The organism is Paenibacillus sanguinis 2301083 = DSM 16941 (assembly GCF_000374825.1).
GTDB classification, from domain to species: domain Bacteria; phylum Bacillota; class Bacilli; order Paenibacillales; family Paenibacillaceae; genus Fontibacillus; species Fontibacillus sanguinis.
The window spans coordinates 151660-175868 of record NZ_KB895383.1 but is presented as its reverse complement, the minus strand read 5'-3'; the positions used below and the strand labels follow the sequence as shown (position 1 = coordinate 175868).

18 protein-coding genes are annotated in these 24209 nt (G+C 50.3%); 4 read left to right on the top strand and 14 right to left on the bottom strand.

The window, feature by feature from the left end; all coding sequences use genetic code 11:
* Positions 1 to 4: 4 nt before the first annotated feature.
* The 14 genes from C557_RS0114140 to C557_RS0114070 form a co-directional block, all read right to left on the bottom strand.
* Positions 5 to 1639 (bottom strand): response regulator, encoded by a 1635-nt coding sequence (locus tag C557_RS0114140; protein WP_018752533.1) that lies wholly within the window; start codon positions 1637 to 1639, stop codon positions 5 to 7.
* Positions 1632 to 3380: a sensor histidine kinase gene (locus C557_RS0114135; protein WP_018752532.1), complete on the bottom strand. Its 1749-nt coding sequence runs from the start codon at positions 3378 to 3380 to the stop codon at positions 1632 to 1634. Before C557_RS0114135 ends, C557_RS0114140 begins: the two co-directional genes overlap by 8 nt.
* A gap of 195 nt (positions 3381 to 3575) precedes the next feature.
* Positions 3576 to 5051, bottom strand: a complete 1476-nt coding sequence (locus C557_RS23565; protein WP_240472966.1) for a ClC family H(+)/Cl(-) exchange transporter — start codon at positions 5049 to 5051, stop codon at positions 3576 to 3578.
* Positions 5052 to 5237: 186 nt separating this feature from the next.
* Entirely contained in the window at positions 5238 to 5960 is a 723-nt protein-coding gene (locus C557_RS0114125; RefSeq protein WP_018752530.1) for a YebC/PmpR family DNA-binding transcriptional regulator, read from the bottom strand.
* 208 nt (positions 5961 to 6168) lie between these two features.
* Complete coding sequence (locus C557_RS0114120) at positions 6169 to 7725, bottom strand: ABC-F family ATP-binding cassette domain-containing protein (RefSeq protein ID WP_018752529.1); 1557 nt, start codon at positions 7723 to 7725, stop codon at positions 6169 to 6171.
* Positions 7726 to 8157: 432 nt separating this feature from the next.
* Positions 8158 to 9150, bottom strand: a complete 993-nt coding sequence (locus C557_RS0114115) for an aldo/keto reductase (RefSeq protein ID WP_018752528.1) — start codon at positions 9148 to 9150, stop codon at positions 8158 to 8160.
* Positions 9151 to 9264: 114 nt separating this feature from the next.
* Positions 9265 to 10098, bottom strand: coding sequence for an AraC family transcriptional regulator (locus C557_RS0114110; protein WP_018752527.1), 834 nt, complete (start codon positions 10096 to 10098; stop codon positions 9265 to 9267).
* Positions 10099 to 10241: 143 nt separating this feature from the next.
* A complete protein-coding gene (locus tag C557_RS0114105) occupies positions 10242 to 10508 on the bottom strand; it encodes a hypothetical protein (RefSeq protein ID WP_018752526.1) in 267 nt (88 codons plus the stop codon).
* Between the two features lie 74 nt (positions 10509 to 10582).
* Positions 10583 to 12127 carry an acetate--CoA ligase gene (locus tag C557_RS0114100; protein ID WP_051082456.1) on the bottom strand — a complete coding sequence of 515 codons (1545 nt, stop codon included), beginning with the start codon at positions 12125 to 12127 and terminating at the stop codon, positions 10583 to 10585.
* Positions 12128 to 12461: 334 nt separating this feature from the next.
* Complete coding sequence (locus C557_RS0114090) at positions 12462 to 14417, bottom strand: PTS fructose transporter subunit IIABC (RefSeq protein WP_018752523.1); 1956 nt, start codon at positions 14415 to 14417, stop codon at positions 12462 to 12464.
* Positions 14414 to 15379: a 1-phosphofructokinase gene (gene pfkB / locus C557_RS0114085; protein ID WP_018752522.1), complete on the bottom strand. Its 966-nt coding sequence runs from the start codon at positions 15377 to 15379 to the stop codon at positions 14414 to 14416. Before pfkB ends, C557_RS0114090 begins: the two co-directional genes overlap by 4 nt.
* Before the next feature lie 2 nt (positions 15380 to 15381).
* Positions 15382 to 16128 (bottom strand): DeoR/GlpR family DNA-binding transcription regulator, encoded by a 747-nt coding sequence (locus C557_RS0114080; RefSeq protein WP_018752521.1) that lies wholly within the window; start codon positions 16126 to 16128, stop codon positions 15382 to 15384.
* Between the two features lie 163 nt (positions 16129 to 16291).
* Positions 16292 to 17500 carry a glycosyltransferase family 4 protein gene (locus C557_RS0114075; protein WP_018752520.1) on the bottom strand — a complete coding sequence of 403 codons (1209 nt, stop codon included), beginning with the start codon at positions 17498 to 17500 and terminating at the stop codon, positions 16292 to 16294.
* Positions 17501 to 17513: 13 nt separating this feature from the next.
* A complete protein-coding gene (locus C557_RS0114070; RefSeq protein ID WP_018752519.1) occupies positions 17514 to 18662 on the bottom strand; it encodes an NAD-dependent epimerase/dehydratase family protein in 1149 nt (382 codons plus the stop codon).
* A gap of 171 nt (positions 18663 to 18833) precedes the next feature.
* Between C557_RS0114070 and C557_RS0114065 the strand changes: the two genes are divergently transcribed.
* The 4 genes from C557_RS0114065 to C557_RS0114050 all read left to right on the top strand — a co-directional run bounded on the left by C557_RS0114065 (position 18834) and on the right by C557_RS0114050 (position 24184).
* Complete coding sequence (locus tag C557_RS0114065; protein WP_018752518.1) at positions 18834 to 20063, top strand: aminopeptidase; 1230 nt, start codon at positions 18834 to 18836, stop codon at positions 20061 to 20063.
* Positions 20064 to 20273: 210 nt separating this feature from the next.
* Positions 20274 to 21404 (top strand): GerAB/ArcD/ProY family transporter, encoded by a 1131-nt coding sequence (locus C557_RS0114060; RefSeq protein WP_018752517.1) that lies wholly within the window; start codon positions 20274 to 20276, stop codon positions 21402 to 21404.
* Between the two features lie 16 nt (positions 21405 to 21420).
* Positions 21421 to 22968 (top strand): spore germination protein, encoded by a 1548-nt coding sequence (locus tag C557_RS0114055; RefSeq protein ID WP_018752516.1) that lies wholly within the window; start codon positions 21421 to 21423, stop codon positions 22966 to 22968.
* 4 nt (positions 22969 to 22972) lie between these two features.
* The gene (locus tag C557_RS0114050) at positions 22973 to 24184 is read left to right on the top strand and encodes a Ger(x)C family spore germination protein (protein ID WP_018752515.1); all 1212 of its coding nucleotides are present in this window, start codon (positions 22973 to 22975) and stop codon (positions 24182 to 24184) included.
* Positions 24185 to 24209 lie beyond the last annotated feature (25 nt).

Below are 24209 nucleotides of genomic sequence, written 5' to 3'. Positions count from 1 at the left end.
AGCCTCACACCTCTGGCCGATCGGGGTGATAGCCTGCTCTGAACTCCGATGGTGTCTGACCCGTCACCTTTTTGAACATTTCGCTAAAATACCGGCGCTCCTCATAACCTACGGCGGAAGCTACCTCCTGCACCTGCACCCCTTCTACCAGCAGCAGCTTTGCCTTCTGAATGCGTTCCGAGGTCATATACTGCGTTACCGTCATTCCTGTCACCTTCTTGAACAGGCTGGAAAAGTAACTGGCACTGAGATGAACATGGGCAGCGCATTCGCCAACGGTAATATCCCGGGATAAGCGGCCCTTTATATAATCAATAGCTTCATAGATGACCCGCTGCCCTTCGGACAAGCTGTTCCTACGCACCAATTCCGCTCCCTCCGTACACAGGACCAGCAACTGACGCTGCAAAGAGGAGAGCGATAACCCGGCTGTCCCTTGTACTGCACGAAACCGCTGAATGAGCGGCTGAATGTCTGAATACGGAATCATTTCGTAGAAGGTACGGATGGCTGAGGCCGCCAACTCATCGTACAAGCTGAGAAGATAATCAGGATTTTGCCGTGAGATCAGGCCCTGCAATGTGTCCGAGATGGCAGCTAAAATAGCCCCTGTCCGCTCAGCATTCCCCGAGCGAAGGGCAAGCAGCAATTCATCCTTATATTCCAGGGCCAGCGGTTCCTGACTTCCGCTTTGGTGAATATCGTGGTACATAATTGCCGTGTTTCCTTCGGTGAACAGATGGTGGGACAATGCCCGTTGGGCCTGACGGTAGGAATCCGGCAATTCACTGATCTCCTCCACTCTGCCGCCGATGCCAACTGAAATCGTAAATTTGGTGTACCGTTCAATATTACGACAGCACTGCTCTGCAATTTCTACTGGACTAAATGGACGGGACACATCCGGGGCATTGAGTACAGCCAGATATCGGTCATGACGAGCACGAAAAACGACACTACGGGCATAATCGGCCAAAGTCTCCTGCATAATGTTCAACAAGGAGAAGCGAATCAGCTCCATCTCCCGGATGGACATCTCGGCAACTCGCTCCTGAAAGCGATCAATCTCCGTTAGCATGACCACAAAGCCTTGCGGGGCGAGATCAATATTCAGGAAATCCCACCGTCTGGAGGCTTCTTCCCATGAAGTGCGATGACTTACCAGCATTGCAAAGTATTCATTCCGCAATACCGGCATGCTTTCCCGCAGCTTGGCCTCCATTTCCGCCTGGCTTAGCAGCTTGGACCGCTCGGCCATAATCGCCGACTTGGCTCGCAGTACCGTTGACATAATATCCTCTTCTGAAAAAGGCTTGACTACAAAATCAAAGGCTCCCAATTGCACCGCCTGCTGCGCATATTCAAAATCAGCATAACCGCTAATCAAAATGACCTTGCAGCAACGGTTTTCTTCCAAAACTGCCCGCAGCAGACTTAATCCATCCATCCTAGGCATGCGTATATCCGTGATGATCAAATCCGGACACCATTTCTCAATGAGCTGAAGCCCCTCTTCCCCATGGCTGGCTACCCCGACAACCCGAATTCCCTCGTCCTCCCACCTCATGGCGGTCAGACCTTCCACCACGCTTTTAATATCATCGATAATGCAGAGCTTGACTTCCTCATGATTACTCATCCGCACGTTCTCCCTTCTTGGGCAAAGTAATTCGTATGGTCGTTCCCTTGTCCGGTGTACTATCTACATAAAATTCAGCATAGTCCCCGTAATAGAGCTGAAGCCGCCGAATGAGATTGGATACCGCGTATCCCTTCTCCGATTCCCGCCAGAAGAGCGCGCGAACCTGGCTCTCTTCCATGCCGCTGCCATTGTCACTGACGGTCATCGTCCAGCGATCTTCCTCTCCGGCAATCTCGATTTTAATTCGTCCACCATTCTCCAGGTCGTGGAAACCATGCAGGATGCTGTTCTCCACCAGAGGCTGCAAAATAATACGCGGAATAGCAAGTGAGTATAACCCCGGCTCATGTACCTGGATTTCATAGGAGAACAACCCTTCATAACAGCTTGATTGCAGTTCCAGGTACTGGCGTACATGCTCCAACTCCTTCGACAAGGTCGTAATTTCCTGACCCTTATTCAATCCAAGCTGAAATAGCCGGGAGAGGGACATGACCATCTTTTGCGAGGGTTCGACCTGCTTCAAATTGAGCTTCCAGTAGATAGTGTTCAGGGTATTGTACAGAAAATGCGGGTCCATCTGCGCTGACAACGCCTTGATCTCGGCTGACCGCTTGTTCGTCTGTGCTTCCGTAACCTCTTCGATCAATACCACAATTTGCTCCAGCATCCGGTTAAACCGAAGGCCAACCTGAGCCAGCTCGTCTCCGCTGCTGCTTTCAAAACGGGCGGATAAATCATTGTTCTCCACCCGTCTCATCACCTTCATAAGCCTCTGCAAGGGCTTCAGCAGATAGCGCGTAAATGCCCCGGAAATTAATGCAGCTACAATAAATGCCGTCAAGACTACCCCGGCGATTAACCATTTCACATAAACCATATCCTTGAGCACGCTGGCCTGAGACTGAATCGTTGTCATCGTCCAATCCGCAATGCCTAGCCGGGCATAGTTCAGCAGATAGGTTTTGCCGTTTAATTCAAAGGATTGATTGCCTTCCTTACGGTTCATCATAACCCTCAGGCTGCCTGCATCCACAGCTTGCCGAACCAGAGGCTGCCTCGCTGGGTACACAGTCTCTCCTTCCGCATTAAGCAGGAAGCTCGACGCTCCTGCCCCCGTGCCTCCCTGTACCAGCTTGCGGAAGCCGTCCTCGCGAATGTTCACAACAATATAGACATTGTTAACCTGGATATCGAAAATGGGCTCCAGAATCAGCGAAATGACGCGATCTCCTCCAGAGAAGAGCATGTCCTCATGCCCCTCCACCCAGATGTTCTTCTTCTCCCGCTCAATACGTTCATACAAAAAGGTATTCTCGAATGAGTTCGCCCGGTTACGGTTCATAGACGAAGGATAGAATTCACCGATTGGTGTGGAGACATAGATGGAATGAATGAGCGGCTCGGCAATCCGCGCCTGCGAGAAAACGTTATCAAGATCATTCAGATGTGTATAATACCTGCTGGCATCCCCGGATGCAGTATCCTTCAGCATATCGTAGAAGGGCTGACTGATCATGAATGTCATCATGATGAGCATCAGCTTGTTCAGCTTCTCATCTACAATCTGCGCAGACCTGACCACCGTATCCTGTGTAAGCTTGAGCGCATTCTTCTCCAGCGTAGCAGCCGATATGTAATAAGATAGCCCGCCGGTCATCAGCACGGAGAGCACAATGACGGCAAGAAATGCAACTTGGAGTTTGTGGCGGAACGATTGTCTGCGAAGGTAATCCAAGCTTTTTCACACCTTCCCTTCAAAGTCTCTATCCCTTCGATTATGGCACTCTAACCCCTGAACCGACAATAACCGATATGGAGAATAGTAAATTGACCGTATGCCGATCGTAGATTCACCGCAGGTAGCCAGAGCAAATAGACCTCCACATGGTGGAAGTCTATAGTCTATCGTTCTGTTGCATCACAAGCCCAGTCACCCTATATAAGTGGCTTGTTGTAAGGTCATTTGCACCTGACTGGCATAACTATCATCCGTTAACACTACTAAATAATCACCGGCTAGCAGGATGAAATCGCCCCCCGGAATGATTTCAGTGGATCCTCGTTTAACCGATACGATCAGACAATGTCCTGGCCATTGAAAATCCTTAATAGCTAACCCATCCAGTGGAGAACCATGATTAACCGGGATCTCAAGCACAACTTTCTCTGTTGATTCATTGCCAATCTGACCTGTTCCCTGACGCAAAAACCGCTCCAGCAGCACCTCATAGATAGGATGAGAGCGGAACAGTTCTGCTGTCATGTAAGCAACAAGACATACTATACCTGTAGAGAGCAGATTAGAGAATGAACCCGTCATTTCTGTAATCAGGATAATGCCTGTTATGGGTGATCTGACACTGGCCGTGAAATACCCCGCCATGGCCAGAATGAGAAATCCCCCCTCACTCAAGCTCGCTCCGGTCAAGCCATTAACTGCCTTGCAATACACCACGCCTAACATCCCTCCGATGACAAGCATAGGCAAAAAAATGCCTCCCGGTGCAGCCGATCCGTAGCTGAACATCGTGAAGACAAACTTGACGACTAAAAGCAGCAGCAGCAGCTTCAACGGAATTGCCTGATCAACCAGCTCATTAACTAGATGATTTCCCCCTCCCAATACCTGAGGCAACGTCAAACCTAATATGCCGGACAGAAGAAAAGGCAGAACAGGACGAAATGCAGCAGGCATCAGCTTGATTTTCCGATATAAATTTTGAAAGGCGTAGATCGCTTTATTAAACCCGATACCACCAACACCTACGACAATGCCTAGAATGATCAGATGAACGTATTGGCTGAGTGGCAAGATGCCTATAGAAGATAGCTGGAAAATCGGACTTAATCCAAAAAATTCTTTGGATACAAAGTCAGCTACGAGGGACGATGCCAAAGCTACAATCATAATGAGAGGTGAGAAATTCGTATGCATCTCTTCTAGTGCAAAAATAACCCCTGCTATCGGAGCGTTAAACGCGGCTGCCAGTCCCGCACTGGCTCCGCAGGTCACGAGCATGCGCTCCTCCGTTTTGGAGCGGCGCAAAATGCGGCTCACCCCTTGCCCGACGCTGGACCCAATTTGAATGGATGGACCTTCGCGTCCAAGAGATAAGCCTGAGCCTATGCTCAGTGTTCCTCCAATGAATTTGGCGATCAGCCCTTTCCACCAATTCATTTGCAATTTATTTAGCAATATACCTTTGACCTGCGGTATTCCGCTGCCGGAAATCATCGGCTGCCAAACGACAAGTTTGCCTGTAATCCATCCGGCAAATGATAATAGCACCAGCCATAAAGGAAGGTACCAAAGATGCTGTTGGAGATAACCGTACCATTGGAGCACAGCACCAAGTACTTCCTCCAGCACAAAACGGTATAACACAACCACAATACCGGCTGTCAACCCTACAAAAGCGCCTCCTACAAGGAGACGAAATTTAAAATTAAACCATAAAGACAGCAAACTGGATGTTTTATGCTCATGCAATTTCAGGACCTTCTTTTGAATTCATATTTTGAACAGCAACAAAAAGGCTGAGGGATGCATGTGCACCCGATCAGCCTTGTCATCTACTCCTGGTCACTTGCCCTATTCCTCAGCAAATTCCACGTTATGGTACACCTGCTGTACATCCTCCAAATCCTCTAGCGCATCAATCAACTTCTCAAACTGCGCTTCAGCATCGGGCGCAAGCGTTACTTCATTTTGGGCCAGCATAGTTAGCTCGGCTACTGTAAATTCAGTGATGCCTGCATTCTTGAGCGCTTCCTGCACAACATGGAACTGGTCAGGCTCGGCATATACAATGACCGACTCGTCCTCTTCAATGATGTCGCGCACCTCAATGTCAGCTTCTAGCAAAATATCAAACACCTCATCAAGGGTTTTACCTTCCATCCCGATTACCGCTGTAGCATCAAACATATAAGAAACAGAACCGCTGACACCCATATTTCCGCCATTTTTGTTAAACGCGGAACGAACCTCCGGTGCCGTGCGGTTCACGTTGTTCGTTAATGTATCTACAATGACCATGGAGCCATTCGGTCCAAAACCTTCGTAACGCAGTTCATGATAGGTTTCTTCCGAGCTGCCCTTGGCCTTGTCAAGCGCCCGATCGATGATCGCTTTAGGTACGTTGTACGTTTTGGCTCTTTCCAGAACAACCTTCAATGCACGGTTCGATTCCGGGTCCGGCTCGCCTTTCTTGGCGGCAACATAAATTTCTACGCCAAATTTTGCATAAACTCGGCTGGTATTGGCATCCTTTGAAGCTTTCTTCTCTTTAATATTGTTCCATTTGCGGCCCATACTCTTCCCACTTTCCTTATAATCTACCTAACTATTATAACCGATTTCTCTACGCTTTGTAGAGCTATTCCCTTAAACCTTCTGTGGCTGATCCATGAAAGCTTCACTTAATCCCCCAGTTCCGGTCCCCTATTCAAGCGCCGAACAAGATGTTCTTACAAGAAGGACGGGCAAAAAGCCCTCCCCAGGAGGGAGAGCAATTGACCTCTTATAGCGTCTTCGTTGTCCAGGCTTCGCAGTTCCACGTCTCCGTAACGACGTCCCGATAAAATTCAGGCTCATGGGAAATAAGCAGGATGCTCCCCTTGTATGCCTTAAGCGCACGCTTCAGCTCATCCTTGGCATCTACATCCAGATGGTTCGTAGGTTCATCCAGCACGAGTACATTTGTCTCCCGGTTAATCAGCTTGCAAAGACGCACCTTGGCCTTCTCGCCACCGCTCAAAACCGCAATCTTACTCTCAATATGCTTGGTGGTCAGACCGCATTTCGCCAGCGCCGCACGAACCTCAAACTGCGTGTAGGACGGGAACTCGTTCCAGACTTCTTCAATGCATGTATTGTAATTCGCATCCTTTATCTCTTGCTCAAAATAGCCGATCTCCAAAATATCGCCCAGCTGCACCTGCCCTGAAAGCGCCGGAATCTGACCAAGGATGCTTCGCAGCAAAGTGGTCTTCCCGATCCCGTTGGCGCCAACGAGTGCGATCTTCTGTCCGCGCTCCATCCGCAGGTTGAGCGGTCTGGACAACGGCGAGTCATAACCGATGACCAGGTCTGTCGCTTCAAAGATCAGCTTGCCCGAGGTTCTCGCATCCTTGAACAGGAATTGTGGCTTCGGCTTCTCCTTGGCAAGTTCAATCACTTCCATCTTGTCCAGCTTCTTCTGCCTGGACATCGCCATATTCCGGGTTGCTACGCTCGCCTTGTTGCGGGCGACAAAGTCCTTCAAACCGGCAATCTCCTGCTGCTGGCGCTTGTAGGCCGATTCAAGCTGCTGCTTCTTGGCCTCATACACCTGCTGGAAGTAATCATAATCGCCAACATACCGGTTCAATTCCTGGTTTTCCATATGATAGATCAGGTTAACGACACTGTTCAGGAACGGAATGTCATGCGAGATCAAAATAAATGCATTTTCATATTCCTGCAAATACCGCTTCAGCCATTCGATATGCTGCTCATCCAGGTAGTTGGTCGGCTCATCCAGCAACAGAATATCCGGCTTCTCCAGCAGTAGCTTGGCCAGCAATACCTTTGTCCGCTGCCCGCCGCTCAGATCATGCACATCCCGATCCAGACCGATGTCCGTAAGGCCCAAACCCCGAGCGGTTTCTTCCACCTTGGCGTCGATCAGGTAAAAGTCCTGGCTGGTCAGTGTATCCTGAATCGTGCCGACATCCTCCAGCAATTGCTCAAGCTCCTCCGGCGAAACTTCGCCCATCTTCCCATACATATCGTTCATTTCCTGCTCCATATCGAACAGGTATTGATATGCCCCACGAAGAACGTCACGGATCGTCATGCCTTGGGAAAGCACGGCATGCTGATCGAGGTAGCCTACCCGCACACGTCTGGCCCATTCAACCTTGCCCTCATCGGGCTGGAGCTTGCCCGTAATAATATTCATAAATGTGGATTTGCCTTCACCGTTGGCTCCCACTAACCCGATATGCTCACCCTTGAGCAACCGAAAGGACACGTCAGTGAAGATGGCCCGATCCCCAAATCCATGGCTTAAACGTTCTACATTCAAAATACTCATGCGTTTTAACACCTTTTCTATATAAAATATCGTTATTCTACCCGTTTAGAGGTACACTCGTCATATTATACCGGGTAAAGGGACTCAAGCTCAACCTAAAAAAGGCATCGTCCCTCATATTTCTGCGGGCGATGCCTTTTCCTCACTTGTTTACTCGATTAGTGGGAAATCCTCCATATAAAGCTTGCTGTTTGGAGTGATGATACAGCATTATAGGGAATTCATCCATCTAATTTGGACTAAATCACCGAAAATAGGCTTTAAGCCCGAAATTATAGGGAGGATTTCCATCTAAGTTGTAAATTTTAAGATAAATGGAAGAATTAGATGGATAATTTCCCGCTAACCTATGCAAATACTTGCCGTGCAAGTATGATGCTTGCTTACCATACTTGCATCATTGCTTACCTTACTTGCACCACTCCCTGTCCTTCAGCTATAGCCCAAAATGTCGTCGATTTGCCGCAGCTCTTCCTCCGTGAATGATGCCTGATTTAGCGCTCCGGCCGCATCTTCAATTTGACTCACCTTGCTGGCACCGATCAGAGCCGAGGTCACCCGGCCTCCCCGAAGCACCCAGGTTAGCGCCATTTGTGACAGCTTCTGCCCACGTTCTGCCGCCAGGTCATTGAGCCGCGCTACCTTGGCAATCAGCTCCTCGCTGATTTCTTCCGGACGAAGAAATACGCTAGGCCCGGCCGCGCGGGAATCCGGCGTAATGCCGTGCAGATAGCGGTCTGTCAGAATGCCCCGCTCCAGCGGAGAAAAGACAATTGAGCCGATCCCTTCCTCCACGAGCACCTCTTGAAGTCCATCCTCAATCCAGCGATTCATCATGGAATAATTCGGCTGGTGAATGACCGCTGGCGTGCCTAGCTGTTTAAGGATTTGAGCCGCAGCCTTAGTTTCCTCCGGACGATAGTTGGACAATCCGACATAGAGGGCCTTCCCTTGCCGCACGATCAAATCCAGCGCAGACATCGTTTCCTCCAGTGAAGTATCCGGATCAGGGCGATGGTGATAGAAAATATCTACATATTCCAGGCCCATCCGCTTCAGACTTTGGTCCAGACTGGCCATCAGGTATTTCTTGGAGCCCCAATCGCCGTAAGGCCCAGGCCACATATAGTACCCCGCCTTGGTCGAGATTATCATCTCATCCCGATAAGGCCGAAGGTCCTCCCGCAGCACTTTACCAAACGTGTCCTCCGCAGATCCGGCAGGAGGTCCGTAATTATTGGCCAGATCAAAATGCGTAATTCCCAAGTCAAAGGCCCGATGCAGCATGGCCCGTCCATTTTCCAGTGAGTGAATCCCCCCAAAATTATGCCATAAGCCAAGAGAAATGGCCGGCAGCTTCAAGCCGCTTTTCCCCGAACGACGATATGTCATTGATTCATATCTCTGATCATTTGCTTGATACATCTATGCTTGTCCTCCTCGCAATGGATATATCATTAATATAATGCAGGATGATGAGCATACCTATATCCGCAAGGATGAACTATATGGCATAATGTCTCTTTGTTTGCCCGACCTTCAAGTGTGTATGCGGTATTTGGAAGGAGAGACTCCCATCGTCTTCCTGAACATTTTGGAGAACAGCAGGGCATCCTGATAGCCGACAGATCGCGCTATTTCGCCAACGGTGAATTTTCCTCTCTTAAGCAGCTCGCAGGCCCGTTCCATCCGATATTTCAGCAAATATTGCTGTGGAGGCAATCCAACCGCATTCTTGAACAAAGCGGACAAATATTTTCGGTCGAGACCCACCAGAGCAGCCAACTGCCCGACGGTGATGTCCTCCGCATAGTGCGTGTGCAGGAAATCAAGACAACGGTGGACGTAGCTCTCTTTCGTTGGAGGTATGATTCCGCCAGCCGCTGTTACCGGAGCCAGCTTTACCAGCGAGGCAAAAAAGTCATGCAGCAGCATCTGCACTCGCAAATCACGCACCGCCGGATCCTCTTGCTCTACTTCATTCAACAGCTCGTAGAGTCTGGGCATGATCCTGGTATCCATAGGAAATACCGGGTGGCGGGAGCTTAAGCTTGTCCGCTCCAGGAAGTGAGGAATCTGTTCTCCATAAAATCCAATCCAGGAATAAGTCCAGGGATCATGCTCATCGGCCTGATAAAAAATGATATGCTCCGGGAAGGCAATGAAGGCTTGCCCGGCCGTAACGATATGGGTATTTCCTTCAGTCCGCACCACTCCGCTTCCGGCATGGACGAAGTGAATCTTATAGATGTCGCGCACCCCCGGGCCAAAGGCATGGAGCGGCACGCATTGTTCCTTCCCCCAAAAACATAAATACAAATCCGGCGATTCGCGGAACGCAGCATCCGGATTATAGTGAAATATGGCCCCCATGGTGCTCACCTTCCTTAAGTGCTACTTGATATTCCGTATCTTATATTACACTTGCAAGACATTGTATCATTTCTTTTCTCAAGCTAGTAAGCAAAAAAGATCATTCGCCCATATCTGGCAAATGATCTCTGCACAAACTAAAACTATTTCAATTGATTCTCCGCTTCGGCCAGATTGACCTGGTCTTCACTCAAATCTTCCCGCGCGCGCTCTAACGGCTCCTCATTCAGACTGCCGTCAGCCTGGGCGATGGCGTTCTCGGCCTTCTCAATCGCCTTGTACGCATTGGCCACCGTTTCTTCACGGGGATGAGATTGAGCTTGAGTCACTGCCCGATGCGCTTTCTTCACCGACTGTTGCGCGGATGATATAGGATTTTGCGATTGCATGCTGGAGTATGGTTTTACCATGCTTCCACCTCCTCAGACGATAGTACACTTAGCATGTGATGGTTCGTCTGAATTCATGCATGATCGATGCAAGCCTATTCCCGCGCTGTCCGTTCTTCTCTTTGCCGCAGCTCCACACGGCGAATCTTGCCTGTGTTTGTCTTGGGCAGATCATCCATAAATTCAATTTGCCGTGGGTACTTATAAGGTGCTGTCCAGGATTTAACATGGCTTTGCAATTCTTTCACCAATTCCGGAGTTCCAGTATAGCCCTCCTTAAGCACGATAAACGCCTTGACGATATGACCCCGCATTTCATCCGGGCTGGCTACCGCCGCACACTCCTTCACTGCATCGTGCTTCATCAACGCTTCTTCAACTTCAAACGGTCCAATCGTGTAGCCGGAACTGATAATAATATCGTCCCCACGGCCTTCAAACCAGAAATAGCCCTCTTCATCCCTTCTGGCCCGGTCGCCGGTAATGAAGTAATTGCCACGAACATTTTGCGCCTTGCGTTCCGGGTCCAGATAATAGGAGTGGAACAATGCCGGCATATCCAAATGAACGGCAATATCCCCCACTTCTCCAGCCGGAAGCGGAATGCCTTCGTCATCCACAACTTCTACAACTCCAGGGGAGATCGCTTTGCCCATTGCCCCCAGTTGTAGCGGAGCATCCCTCAAATTTCCGATCAGCAAGGTACTCTCCGTCTGTCCATAACCATCACGAATCGTAATATCGAAGACGCGACGGAAGGTATTAATTACCTCCTGATTAAGGGGCTCCCCCGCGGAAACTGCGCTACGCAGCGAGGAAAGATCATAGTTGTCGAGCGTATCCGTCTTGGACATAATCCGGTATTCCGTTGGAGTACAACACATCACTTGTACCCCATAGGTCTGGATTAACTGCAAGTAACGGTTCGGCTGGAAGGCCCCGTGGTACACAAATCCGGTAGCGCCATTCCCCAGCACCGACAGGAACGGACTCCAAATCCACTTCTGCCATCCAGGTGCAGCCGTTGCCCATACGATATCCGTATCGCGAATATCCAGCCAGGATTTCGTGATGCGCAGATGCGCATATCCCCAGCCATGGCTATGCACCACCCCTTTCGGGTTGCCCGTAGTGCCTGAGGTGTAAGCCAGAATAGCGGTATCGTCCCGATGGGTTTCCACCGTTGTAAAGGTGTCAGGCTGCCCTTCCATCAGTTGCTCAACCAAGGTCCAGTGCGAGGAATGCGAGCCAAGAACGCCGCCTGTACCGACCAGAATATGATGCTCAAGGGAAGGAATGTCCCCATCAAGCTTGTCAACCTCATCCGTAACGTTATGCCATACGATTACTGCACGGGCACCTGAATGACGCAAGCGGTATGCCAGATCCTTGGCCCGGAGCATCTCAGAGGACGGGATAATGGTCAGGCCCTGCTTGAGACAGGCCAGATAAATAGCGTAGGCCATAATATGGCGGGGCATCATAACGAGTACGCGATCACCTTTTTGGAGTCCAAGATTAGCCAGTCCCCCCGCCAACCGATTGGCCATGGCAAGCAACCCTCCATAGGTAATCTCTTCATATTCTCCTTGCTCACTGAGCCATTTCAGGGCTATCTTATTGGCATCGTGTTTTTCCATTTCCGATGTTAGATTATAAAGTTCCGGAGCTACCCATTGATCGTATTTCAATTTGATCTATCCCCTTTTCAACTACAGCTACTAAAATGAATACTCTTATTATCAAACTATTATACCACGATATAGTACCAGGTGCTAAGATCAGTCTCCGGCATGTGTGCCGATAAATTGACAATCACCTGCCTGAACGGGCTGTTTTCGGTTCCTTCTGTAAACCCGACTTTTTGAACTCGCTTGTAAAGCCGCTTTGCGACACCATCATCAAGCATGACAAAAGACACCTTCATCACCACAAAGCCGAAGTGGTATATGAAGGTGCCTTCCTTTCCCTATTTTATGAAGCTTGAACAAGTGGTTTCTTCCACAGTCCTAGGATCAGACCTGAGATAACAGAGCCGATCAGCACCGCCAGCAGAAACAACGGTGCATTGTTTGCCAACGCGGCCGCGAACACCCCGCCATGAGGAGCTGGCACATTCACGCTCCACCACTGGGTCAGGCCACCGGCGACTGCCGAGCCGATAATACAAGACGTAAGCACGCGCAGGGGGTCAGCGGCCGCGAACGGGATGGCGCCTTCGGTAATAAACGAAAGGCCCAGCACATAGTTAGTCAGACCGGATTGCCGTTCCTGAGCGGTGAATTTGTGCTTGAAGAAAGTAGTTGCCAAAGCGATGGCCAATGGCGGCACCATGCCCCCGGCCATAACGGCGGCCATCATCAGACCGTTCACATTGCCGCTGGAGGTAAATACGCCAATGGAGAAGGTGTAGGCGGCTTTGTTGAATGGGCCCCCCATATCAATCGCCATCATTCCTCCCAGGATCAGACCAAGCAGAACCATATTACCGGTTCCCAAACTATTCAGACCACTGATCATTCCGCTATTAATCCAGCTAAAAATCGGCGACAACACATAATACATCAGTGTTCCTGTAATCAGCAGGCCGAAGATCGGATAGAACAGGATCGGCTTTAAGCCGTTCAGCGTCTGCGGCAATCCTGAGAACAGACGGCGCAACCCGAGAATAACATAGCCCGCCATGAACCCGGCAGCCAGTCCGCCAAGAAAGCCAGCCCCTGCTCCTGCGGCCATAAATCCGCCGACCATCCCTGGCATCAGCGCTGGACGCTCACCGATGCTCATGGCAATAAATCCGGCCAGAATCGGAATCAGGAAATGAAAAGCCCCATCTCCGCCACCCAAAGCTTGCAGCAGTACGACGAGCGGGTGATCAGGCGACATAAAGCGCTCAAGCAGGAAGGATAACGCCAGAAGAATACCGCCGCCTACGACAAACGGCAGCATATGAGAGATACCGTTCATCAAATCTTTATAAATTTTAGAGCCCATGCCCCCTCCACCTGACCGACTTTCTTCTGACCCTGAGGTACCGGACGCACCACCGCGATATAAGGGGGCATCCCCTTTCATCGCCCTCGAGATCAGCTCTTCCGGTTTGCGAATGCCGTCGCTGACAGGCCGCAGCAAGAGCGGCTTGCCTTCAAAACGGGCCATTTCCACCGTTTTGCCCGCAGCTACAATGACACCGCTGGCCCGGGCGATTTCCTCCGCAGTAAGGACGTTTTTCGCCCCTTCCGAGCCATTAGTCTCCACCCGGATGTTCACGCCCATCTCCAGTGCCTTCTTCTTCAAGGCATCTTCTGCCATAAAGGTGTGGGCGATACCGGTTGGACAAGCCGTAACAGCTACAACAAACGGTTGTTCCTCTGCCAAAGGCGCCGATGCCGTTGGAGCCGAGGAAGAAGCAAGCGTTTCTTGGTCCTTGTCACCGGATTTTGCCCGCTCCTTCGCTGCTTTCTCCGCTTCCTCCTGCGCTTGTCTGGCGTTGAATAGTGCTGTTACCTCATCAGGGGTTTGGGTCTGACGAAGCTGGTCGATGAACTCGGCATCAATCAGTAGCCGCGACAGCGCTGCCAGCGTGCGCAGATGGGTGTTCCCTGCTCCTTCTGGTGCAGCGATCATGAAGAACAGATAAGCTGGCTCTTCATCCAGTGCGTCAAAGTCAACCCCCCTTGTACTTTTGGCAAAGACGACCGCCGGAGCAGTGACTGCTTTTGTCTTGGCGTGGGGCATAGCAATGCCGCCGCCAATCCCTGTGCTCGATTCCCCTTCGCGCTTCCAGATCATATCCCGGAACAGCTTCTCATCCTGAAGCCGACCGGCTTCCGCAAGAGAAGCGATCAGTTCATCAATGGCCTCCTCCTTGGTATTCGCACGCAAGTCCATGATCATCAAATCCTGATGCATTAACTCAGTGATCTTCATTTGCTTGGCTCTTCCTTTCTTCGCGGTCCCTGGGCCGCTTCATCATCTATAGGCAAGGGAGCGATCTGAACCTGCTCCAATAATGCTCGAATTTCTGCGCCCGTAGCCAGGTCCTGGGCAAAAGCGGTGGCACTTCCTGCCGCTACCCCCGTACGGAACGCCGTCAACAGGTCTGCCCCCGCTGCCAAAGCTCCGACAAATCCGCCGATCATGGAATCACCGGCTCCTACGGAATTAACGACCGAGCCCTTCGGGGCGGTAGCATGGTAACTTCCTTCCGGTGTCAGGAAGAGAGCTCCTTCACCAGCCATGGAGACCAGTACATGCTTGGCTCCCAGCTCCAGCAATTGCCGCCCGTACCTTGCCGTCTCTTTCATAGACTTTAATTCCGTGCCAAATAGCTCCGCCAGCTCGTGATGATTGGGCTTCACGAGCAGCGGACGGCTTGGAAGCGCCGCCTTGAGGGCATCTCCTGTTGTGTCGATTACGAACTCCGCACCTGCTGCCTGGCATACTTCGATCAAGCGGCCATAGAAGCCGCTCCCCAGCGAGGGAGGAGCGCTGCCTGATAACACAACCAGATCGCCTTGGCCGATCTCGGCCAGCAAAGCGAGCAGCCCATCGGCCTCTTCGGATGTAATGTTCGGACCTGGCCCGTTAATTTCTGTCTCTTCTCCATGCTTCAGCTTGATGTTAATCCGCGTATCACCTGCAACCTTAATGAAGCGGCGCTCAATGCCCAGCTTCTCCAACGACTGCTCAATGAAGCTTCCGGTGAAGCCTCCCAGAAAGCCTGTCGCAAGACTGTCTGTGCCCAGTTCCCTTAGAATACGGGATACATTAATGCCTTTGCCCCCTGGCAGCTTGACCTCATTGCGGATGCGATTCAATCCGCCTAGCGTCAGTTCCTCGATCTCAACAATGTAGTCGATGGAGGGGTTCAGTGTTATGGTGTATATCATGCTCATCCCTCGATTATGTTTGTTTTATGCCCGATGACGTTGCGCAAATGCTCTGGAACTCGATCTGTAATGATCGCAGCTTCGCCAATATCGAAGAGCTTGGCGAACGATACCTCGCCGAACTTGCTGGAATCAGCCAGCACGTAAGATCGGGCAGATAATTGATGCGCCCGCCGCTTGATTAACGCTTCCTCGGGATCAGGTGTAGTATAACCCAACTCCACATCAATACCATTGGTTCCCAGAAAACATTTATCAAATCGGAAATTGTCCAAATTCTGTAACGCGATGCTTCCTATCACGGCTTTCGTATGGCTTTTCATCATACCTCCGAGCAAATAGCTGCGGATTTGCTTGCTGACCAAGGCCTCCACATGAGAAAGGCCATTGGTTACAACCGTAATATCTGGAGCATCCATATGTGCAATCATGGCCAATGTCGTTGTTCCGGCATCCAGATAAACACATTCGCCTCCCTTTAGCTCGGCGGCCGCTAATTGAGCGATAATTGCTTTTTCTTGAACGTTTTTGAACGTTTTCTCAGACATCCCCGGCTCACTGCTCTTCACGCCCGGGAGCGAGGCTCCTCCGTGTACCCGTTTGACCAGCCCCTTTGCCTCCAAGTCGGCCAAATCCCGTCTAACGGTGGATTCCGAAGCGTTAAGCAGATCAATAAGCTCTTGCAGCTTAACTAAGCCATGATCTTGTAAGCGCTGTAATATCAAAGCGTAACGTTCTTCTATCAGCATCGTAATTCCCCCCAACTCCCTTTTATCGTAACATAAATTCGTTAAAAATCAATCACAAATAATCAAAAACATTCAAATCCATTCAGCAGCAATTCCTTTATCTCATTGGCAATCAAGCTTCAAACAAAGCAAAACCTGCCGCATCACACGGCAGGCTAATCTTTTAAAGCCCATTTTTCTTTGCTTGCTTCAAGCCTTTGCGCCTAGATAATGCGCTTAGCCTCTTCCATCTTCCTGTCCTAGGGATTGCCTTCTTGGCTGAATCTTGAGTCTGTCTCACAGCCTCGCTGTAAATTTCAAGCAACTGCCGGCTTGACTCATCCCAGCCCTGCATCAACGCCCCGGATCGGGCAACAAAGCCCATCGTCCGCAAGCGTTCGTCATCTCGCAGATGTAGAGTTGCTTCTGTCAAAGCTCCCTTCACCTCAGGCTCAAACAATATACCGTTCACTCCATCCTCAATCTGTTCCCGCGCAGGGCCACTTGCTGCGGCTACCACCGGCAAGCCGGAGACCATCGCCTCCAGCAGCACTAGGCCCAGTGTGTCCGTAGTAGACGGGAACACAAATACATCGCTGGAAGCATAGGCCTGAAATAATTCTTCTCCATGTAAGAACCCGGTGAAAACAGTGCCCGTGCCCGCGAAATAGGACTCTAGAGCTGCCCGGTGCGGCCCATCTCCAACAATGGCCAGACGGAAATCTCTGGAAGCAAGTAGCACCTCGCGAATGCGCTCGATCTCCTTCTCCGCAGCCAAACGTCCGACATATAGCAGCAGGCGTTTGTCGCTCTCTCCACCCGAAAGCCGATTACGCATATCCTCGTCGCGATGATGCGGACCCAGGGCTTCTGTGTCCACACCTCGCTGCCATAGCTGAATTCTCTGGAATGCCCGCTTTTCAAGCTCGCCACGCACAGCCCGGGAGGTGCAGAGATTGAGATCTGCCTGGTTATGAAGCAAGCGCAGATACAGCCACAACAGTGGCTTTAACCAAGGCAGCTTATAGTAATCAGCATATTGAGGAACATGGGTATGGTAGGAAGCTACTAGCGGGTAGCGCCTTCCATACCAAATTCCCGCCACTCCAAGAAGCGCAGGATTAACTACATGCACCACATCGGGACGATGCTGGCGCAGCAGCTTGCGCACCTTCCAGTGAGGCAGAGACAGAGGCAGATTAGGATAAAGGGAGAAACGAAAGGCTGGGATGCCATATATGATCGCTCCCTCAAACTCGCCAACCCCCTGATCCGGACAAATCACGATAACCTCATGCCCCTGCCGTACCAGCCAGCGGATGCTATGGGACAGCCGTGTAACCACCCCGTTTGTCGAGGGATAGAACGTCTCCGTTATGATGACAATCTTCATCCACCCTGCTCCTTCATCCCCATTTAACGCCGGGCAGCACATTGTCCAGAACCACTCGATCCTTATTTGCTACCGCTGTCTGAAAGATCTCCAGCAAGACGCGTTCTGTCAATAACTGTGGCTCCAACCCCAACGCTTGCAGCTTTGTATTTTTTGCATGGAAGTAGTGCTCTTCCTTCTCAACGCGTGGATTATCCAAATGAGCAATATTGACGGCATAACCTTCTTGCTCCGCTACTCTCTTCACCTTCTCGGCCAGATCCAGAACGGAGAATTCCTCAGTGAACTGATTAAACACTCGGAACTCACCACGGTCGGCGGGATGTTCTACTGTAATTTCGATACATCGCACCGTATCGGAAATATTCAGGAAACCCCGGGTTTGCCCTCCCCGTCCATAAACGGTCAAGTCATGCCCGATTGCCGCTTGCACAAGAAAACGATTCAAGGCCGTACCGAACACGCCGTCATAGTCAAAGCGATTGGCCAGCACCGGATCAAGCAAGGTCTCTTCGGTATGCAGCCCATAAACTACACCCTGGTTCAAATCGGTCACCCGCAATCCCCAAATCCGGCACATGAACATCAGATTGTGGCTGTCATGCACCTTTGATAAATGGTAGAAAGAACCCGGTTGTTTGGGGTAAGGTAAAATATCCTTGCGTCCATTATGTTCAATCTCAATGTAACCTTCTTCGATATCGATGTTCGGTGTGCCGTACTCCCCCATCGTTCCCAGCTTAATCAAATGGCAGTCGGGAGCATACTCTCGAATGGCATATCCGACATTTAATGTCCCGACTACATTGTTCACTTGGGTAAACACAGCGTGCTCCCGGTCTACCATAGAATAAGGAGCGGAACGCTGTTCGGCAAAATGCACAAAGGTATCGGGACGGAACTGACGCATCACTTCCCCCAGGAAATCATAATGGTTTAAATCCCCGATGTAATAAGTGATGCTGTGGCCGGTGAGTTCCCTCCAGCGTTCTATCCGCTCATGCAATGTAGCGATGAGTGTTAAGGAATTCGAACGCAGTTCATTATCCCATTTACGCCTGGCTAAATTATCAATGATGGCTACTTCATGTCCTCGTTTAGATAAGTAGAGCGCCGTTGGCCACCCGCAAAAACCGTCACCACCAGCAACTATTATGCGCATCGATTCGTTCCTCCCCTTGAGTTGTATGAAGATTACAAAGCAACCATAACATTGGAATATTAAGGAGAAATAAAATAAGGAGGCTTGATCTGGTTCATGCTACAATAAGATTTGTGTGTTCGAATAAAGTACGTTTAGAGACGTTACATTTGTTAATTGGAGGAGTTAGTAATGGAATCTTTCGAGGTCCTGCTGGAAAAATATGCGGAGTTGGTCATCAAGGTTGGCGTTAACATTCAGCCAGGTCAGAATTTGATGATTACAGCCCCGTTGGAAACGGTGGAACTGACACGGTTGCTGGTAATTAAAGCTTACCGGGCCGGTGCCAAATATGTTCACGTGGATTGGGAAGACGAGCAACTGACGCGAATTCGCTACCAGGAAGCAAGTGAAGAATCATTGGATTATTACCCCAAGTGGCTTGCCGATTTGGCAGAGCAATTCGGCAATGAGGGCGGGGCAATCATGCGGATTAAAGTACCTGACCCTGAACTCTTGAGCGGCATAGATTCATCCAAGGTGTCCATTGCGGTTAAAGCAGCGGCCAGAGCGCGGCAAAAGCATTCCGCACAAACACGCAACAATCAGATTACCTGGTCACTCGTCAAGGCCCCTACCCGTGCCTGGGCAGATAGGGTGTTCGCCGACCTGCCGGAAGAGGAACGAATTCCAGCTATGTGGGAAGCCGTCTTCCAGATGAATCGTGTCTATCGTGAAGATCCGGTAGCCGCCTGGAGGGAGCATATTCAGGAGCTTAAGCTGAGACAAGAGCACATGAATGCCAAGCGTTACAAGAAACTGCATTACCGCGCTCCTGGTACCCGGCTTGAAGTTGAAATGCCCGAAGGCTATCTGTGGTTGGGTGGTGGCGACACAAATGCCTTTGGCACTTACTTTGTAGCTAATATGCCAACCGAGGAAATCTACTCGATGCCGCACCGTAACGGAGTCAATGGTACAGTTACAAGCACGATGCCGCTCAACCTGAATGGTCAGCTTGTCGAAGGATTGAAGCTGACCTTCCGGGATGGCAAGGTTGTCGATTATGATGCCAAATCCGGCCGGGAGCATATAACTCACCTGCTTGCGACAGACGAGGGAGCTTCCCATTTGGGGGAAATCGCGCTGGTGCCACACAGCTCCCCCATTTCACAGTTAAATCGCATCTTCTATAACACTGGAATCGATGAAAATGCCTCTTGTCATTTTGCCTTAGGCAGCGCCTATCCGGTCAACATTGAGGGCGGCACCCGACTGAGCAAGGAAGAGCTGCTGGCCAGAGGCGTCAATGTGAGCCTGACGCATGTGGACTTTATGATTGGCTCTGCTGAACTGGATATTGACGGAGAGCTTCCAGATGGTACGATAGAGCCTGTGTTCCGTAAAGGGAATTGGGCCTAAAGCAATTGAATTGAATTGTTCAAGGGATATACCTGCACCTGCAACTGGGGGCGGGATATCCCTTTTTGTTTTGCTCATCCTCTTGCTCTGTATTGTTGAGAGCCCTTTTCCTTGCAGAATTGCGTCTTTAACACGTCATTTACGGGTAAAATTAGCGATTTTGGAAATAGTATAGTCATTATCTTCAGGTTCCGACGGGAGGTTCACTCTTTGCAGGAAAAAGTCAGTGCTGGCCAATTAGCTTCAATAATCATATTGTTCCAGATCGGTAGCTCCTCCTTGTTCCTGCTTGCCAGCGATGCCAAGCATGATGCCTGGATTTCGGTATTGATCGCTATGCTGATGGGCTTGGCCATGCTTGTCTTCGTGACTATGCCTATCCAGGCCAAAGCTCCGCAGGCCAGCCTTATAGAAATACTCAATCGATACTTTGGCAAATATCTTGGCTTTATCCTTGGATTATCTTTTATCGGATATTTCATCTATAAATCGGTGAGAAATGTCCGGGAGTTTGGTGATCTGGTCATCCTCTACATGCTACCCAGGTCGTCACTGGATACCATTATGCTCGTGCTGATGTGTGTAGGAGCCTATGCCATATTCCATGGACTGGAGGTCTTCTTCCGGGTAGGTCAATTGGTGCTCCCTTGGCTTTTATTGATTTACATTGTGCTGTTCGCCTTCTTGTTTGCATCTGGTCTGGTTGATTTCAGACGGCTGCTGCCGGTGCTTGAAGAAGGCTGGAAGCCAGTCTGGGATGCCGCGATCCCGGAGGTCATTTCTTTCCCCTTTGGGGAAATGGTGGTCTTTCTTATGTTCTGGAAACACCTCGGACCCTTTAATAAATTCAAAAAATTCAGCATGATTTCCTATATCTGCTCCGGCCTGTTCATTGTCGTTACGAATATACTGATTATTACCGTGCTGGGGGATATATCCGGTGCCTATGTCATTCCGTTCATGTTCAGCACCAGCCTGATTCAAGTCGGCGGCTTCTTGGAACGGATGGACCCCTTTGTCAGCTTGCTGCTGTTCGGTGGTGTCTTCTTCAAGCAAGCAACCTATTACTTCGCGGCGGTTCTGGGAACCTCTGAGCTATTCAAGGTTAAGTATCGGACTATGGTCATTCCTGTCGGGGCCGCCATATTTTTCGGAGCCCGGCTCTTTCGGAGCTATATTGAGCAAATTCGGGTGGGCTTTGATTATAACCTCAAGCTTCATTTCCCCATCTTCCAAATTGTATTGCCGGTCATTCTTGTGCTGGTCATGATGATTACGCATTGGGTCAAGCGTAAACGCAAGCAGAAGGATCCGGTCAGTAGTCCACCGTCAAATGAATAAAGCAGGAGAGAACAATATGAAACCTACTCAACAGCCAATCAAGCCGCAGCCAGTTCCATTATCATCCCGCTTGGAGGATAATCTCTCGCGGCTTCAAAATTCAGAACATACCCGTTCCGATATCGTACTTCGCCTGGTACATGATTCGATTACCGGCCGCAAGGAGTTTGCCCTGGTCTATATAGAGGGGCTAGTCGATATCGCTTCTATTAACGAATCCCTCGTTCGCCCCTTGATGTTGGCGATGTGGGGATCTGAAGAGGCCACAGAGGAACGCTTCACTGAAATTCAGAACTGTGCGACCGCCGCGGGCCCTTCGGAAATTATCGAGGATATGGACGCTTTGTGGCAGAAAATCATGCAGGGCAATACCGTCATTCTGGCCGAAGGGTTTAATCGGGCGATCTCGGCGGGTACTGCCGGCGGGAAATACCGAAGTCTATCCGAGCCGACGACGCAAAATGTCATTCGCGGCCCCAAGGAAGCCTTTACGGAGAACCTGCGCACGAATCTTTCTCTCATCAGCCGCAGACTGAAGTCACCCAAGCTGCGTGTCGAGGACAAGGTCATTGGAGTACAGACCCAGACCAATGTATCGGTCGTATACCTGGAAGGTATTGCTGATTCCTCCGTGGTCAAGGAAATTCACAAACGACTGGATCAAATTGATATTGATGCCATTCTGGAGAGTGGATATATTGAAGAGATGATTGAGGATGCGACACTAAGCCCCTTCCCTACCATTTTTAATACGGAACGTCCGGATGTGGCGACGGCGGGGATTCTGGATGGACGAATTGCCATCATCGTTGATGGTTCACCCTTTGTCCTCCTGGCTCCTATTACGTTCTTCAGCTTCTTCCAGTCCAGCGAGGATTATTATCAGCGCTTCTATATCGCCTCCTTCTGGAGAATATTGCGTTTTGGCGCCTTCTTCGTGTCACTATTGCTGCCGTCCTTATACATTGCGATCACCACTTATCACCCCGAGATGCTGCCCACTACATTGCTTATCAGCCTGGTGGCTCAGCGTGAAGGTGTACCTTTACCTGCTCTTATAGAAGCATTCCTGATGGAGATTACCTTCGAGATTCTACGCGAAGCCGGGGTCCGTATGCCTAAAGCGATCGGGGCAGCTATTTCCATTGTTGGCGCATTGGTGCTGGGACAAGCTGCTGTTGAAGCCGGGCTGATCTCGGCGGCCATGGTCATCATCGTATCCTTTACGGCAATCTCCAACTTCGTCCTCCCCTCCACTAACCTGTCGGTGACGGTAGGCTTGATTCGCTTTTTGCTTATGCTTTTGGCAGGAGGGCTAGGGCTGTATGGAATTATGGTCGGGCTGATGCTTCTTTGTATTCATCTGGCCTCCTTGCGCTCGTTTGGTGTGCCTTACATGATGCCGCTTACGCCGCTGGTGTGGCAAAATATGAAGGACGTCTTTATCCGCCTCCCCCTGTGGAAGATGCGCACGCGCCCCGCCGGTATCACTGGGCCCAACCGCATCCGTGAAGGAAAGCACCAAAAACCTGACCCCCAAAAAGGCAAATCGAAAAAGGAGTAGGCCTATGGCGAAGAAAAAGTTGATCTTGATACTATGCTGGATTTTCGTAATGAGTACCCTTTCCGGCTGCTGGCATCAGAATGAATTAACCGATCTGGCCATTGTCTCTGCCACCGGCGTGAACAGGAAGGATAAGCAGTGGGAGGTTACTTTTCAACTCCTCACTCCTGCCAATGCTTCGGCCAATGCCAGCGGCGGCCCGGGCTCCGGCCCACCCATCAGCGTGCTGTCTACTCAGGGGAAGACGCTGCGCAAGGCGTTGTCCAATAATGAAATGGAAAATACCAGGCAGCTTCATCTCGGTAATAACCGGGTCCTGATTATCGGCGAAGCTGCGGCCAAATATGGATTAAACTCTTTGATTGATGCGTATCTGCGCAATCCCCAGGCCAGGGAAACCGTCGATCTTTTTGTCTCGAAGCAGGATCCTAAGCTGCTGGTATCCCAACTCATGTATCTGGAAAAGAATACCGGTGAAGGCATCCACAAGTTAATTGATAAAGAAAATAAAGCGACCTCTATTTTACCCAAAATTAATATGTTTGATCTCGCTAATCAGTTGGCAGGGCCGTCCAAATGTGCTATTATGCCTGAGCTGATGATTTCCGGCACACCAGAGACGGGTTCAACCCAAGCGCTGGAGACGACGATCTCTGCCTCCAAGCTGAAGCTTGGCGGGCTTGCTGTGCTCAAAGCAGGCAAATTGGCCGGGTGGTTGAATCAGGATGAGGCACTAGGCGTCTCCTTTATCCGCAATCGGGTGAATCAGGCAGTGATCCCCTTCTCGTTCCCCGAAGCAGACAGTGAAGATGAAAATAAGGCCACCTTTGAAATCTCCGCCAATGCTACGAAGTTAGATATCCGCATGGAGCAGCAAAAAATCAAGGTTGATGCCACTATAAAGGCCGCAGGGATGATTACCGATACCGAGTTCAAGCTGGATGCCAGTGATCCCGAGCTGATCAAGGAACTGGAACAGGTCATCAAGAAGGAGCTGCTGGGCATCATCTCGCAAGGCTGGAGTGGTGTACATGAATTAAAAGCGGACATCGTTGGCTTTGCCGAAATGTTCCGTCGCAAAAATCCTAAGGAATGGAAGCAGGTTGAGAATCAATGGGAAAACGTGTTTGCTGATATCGAGTTTAAACCCACCGTTCAAATCACTATTGAACGTGTAGGGCTGACCAACCAATCCTACCAGGAATTTGCGGAATAAAGGCTTATGGGGACGGTGTTACAAA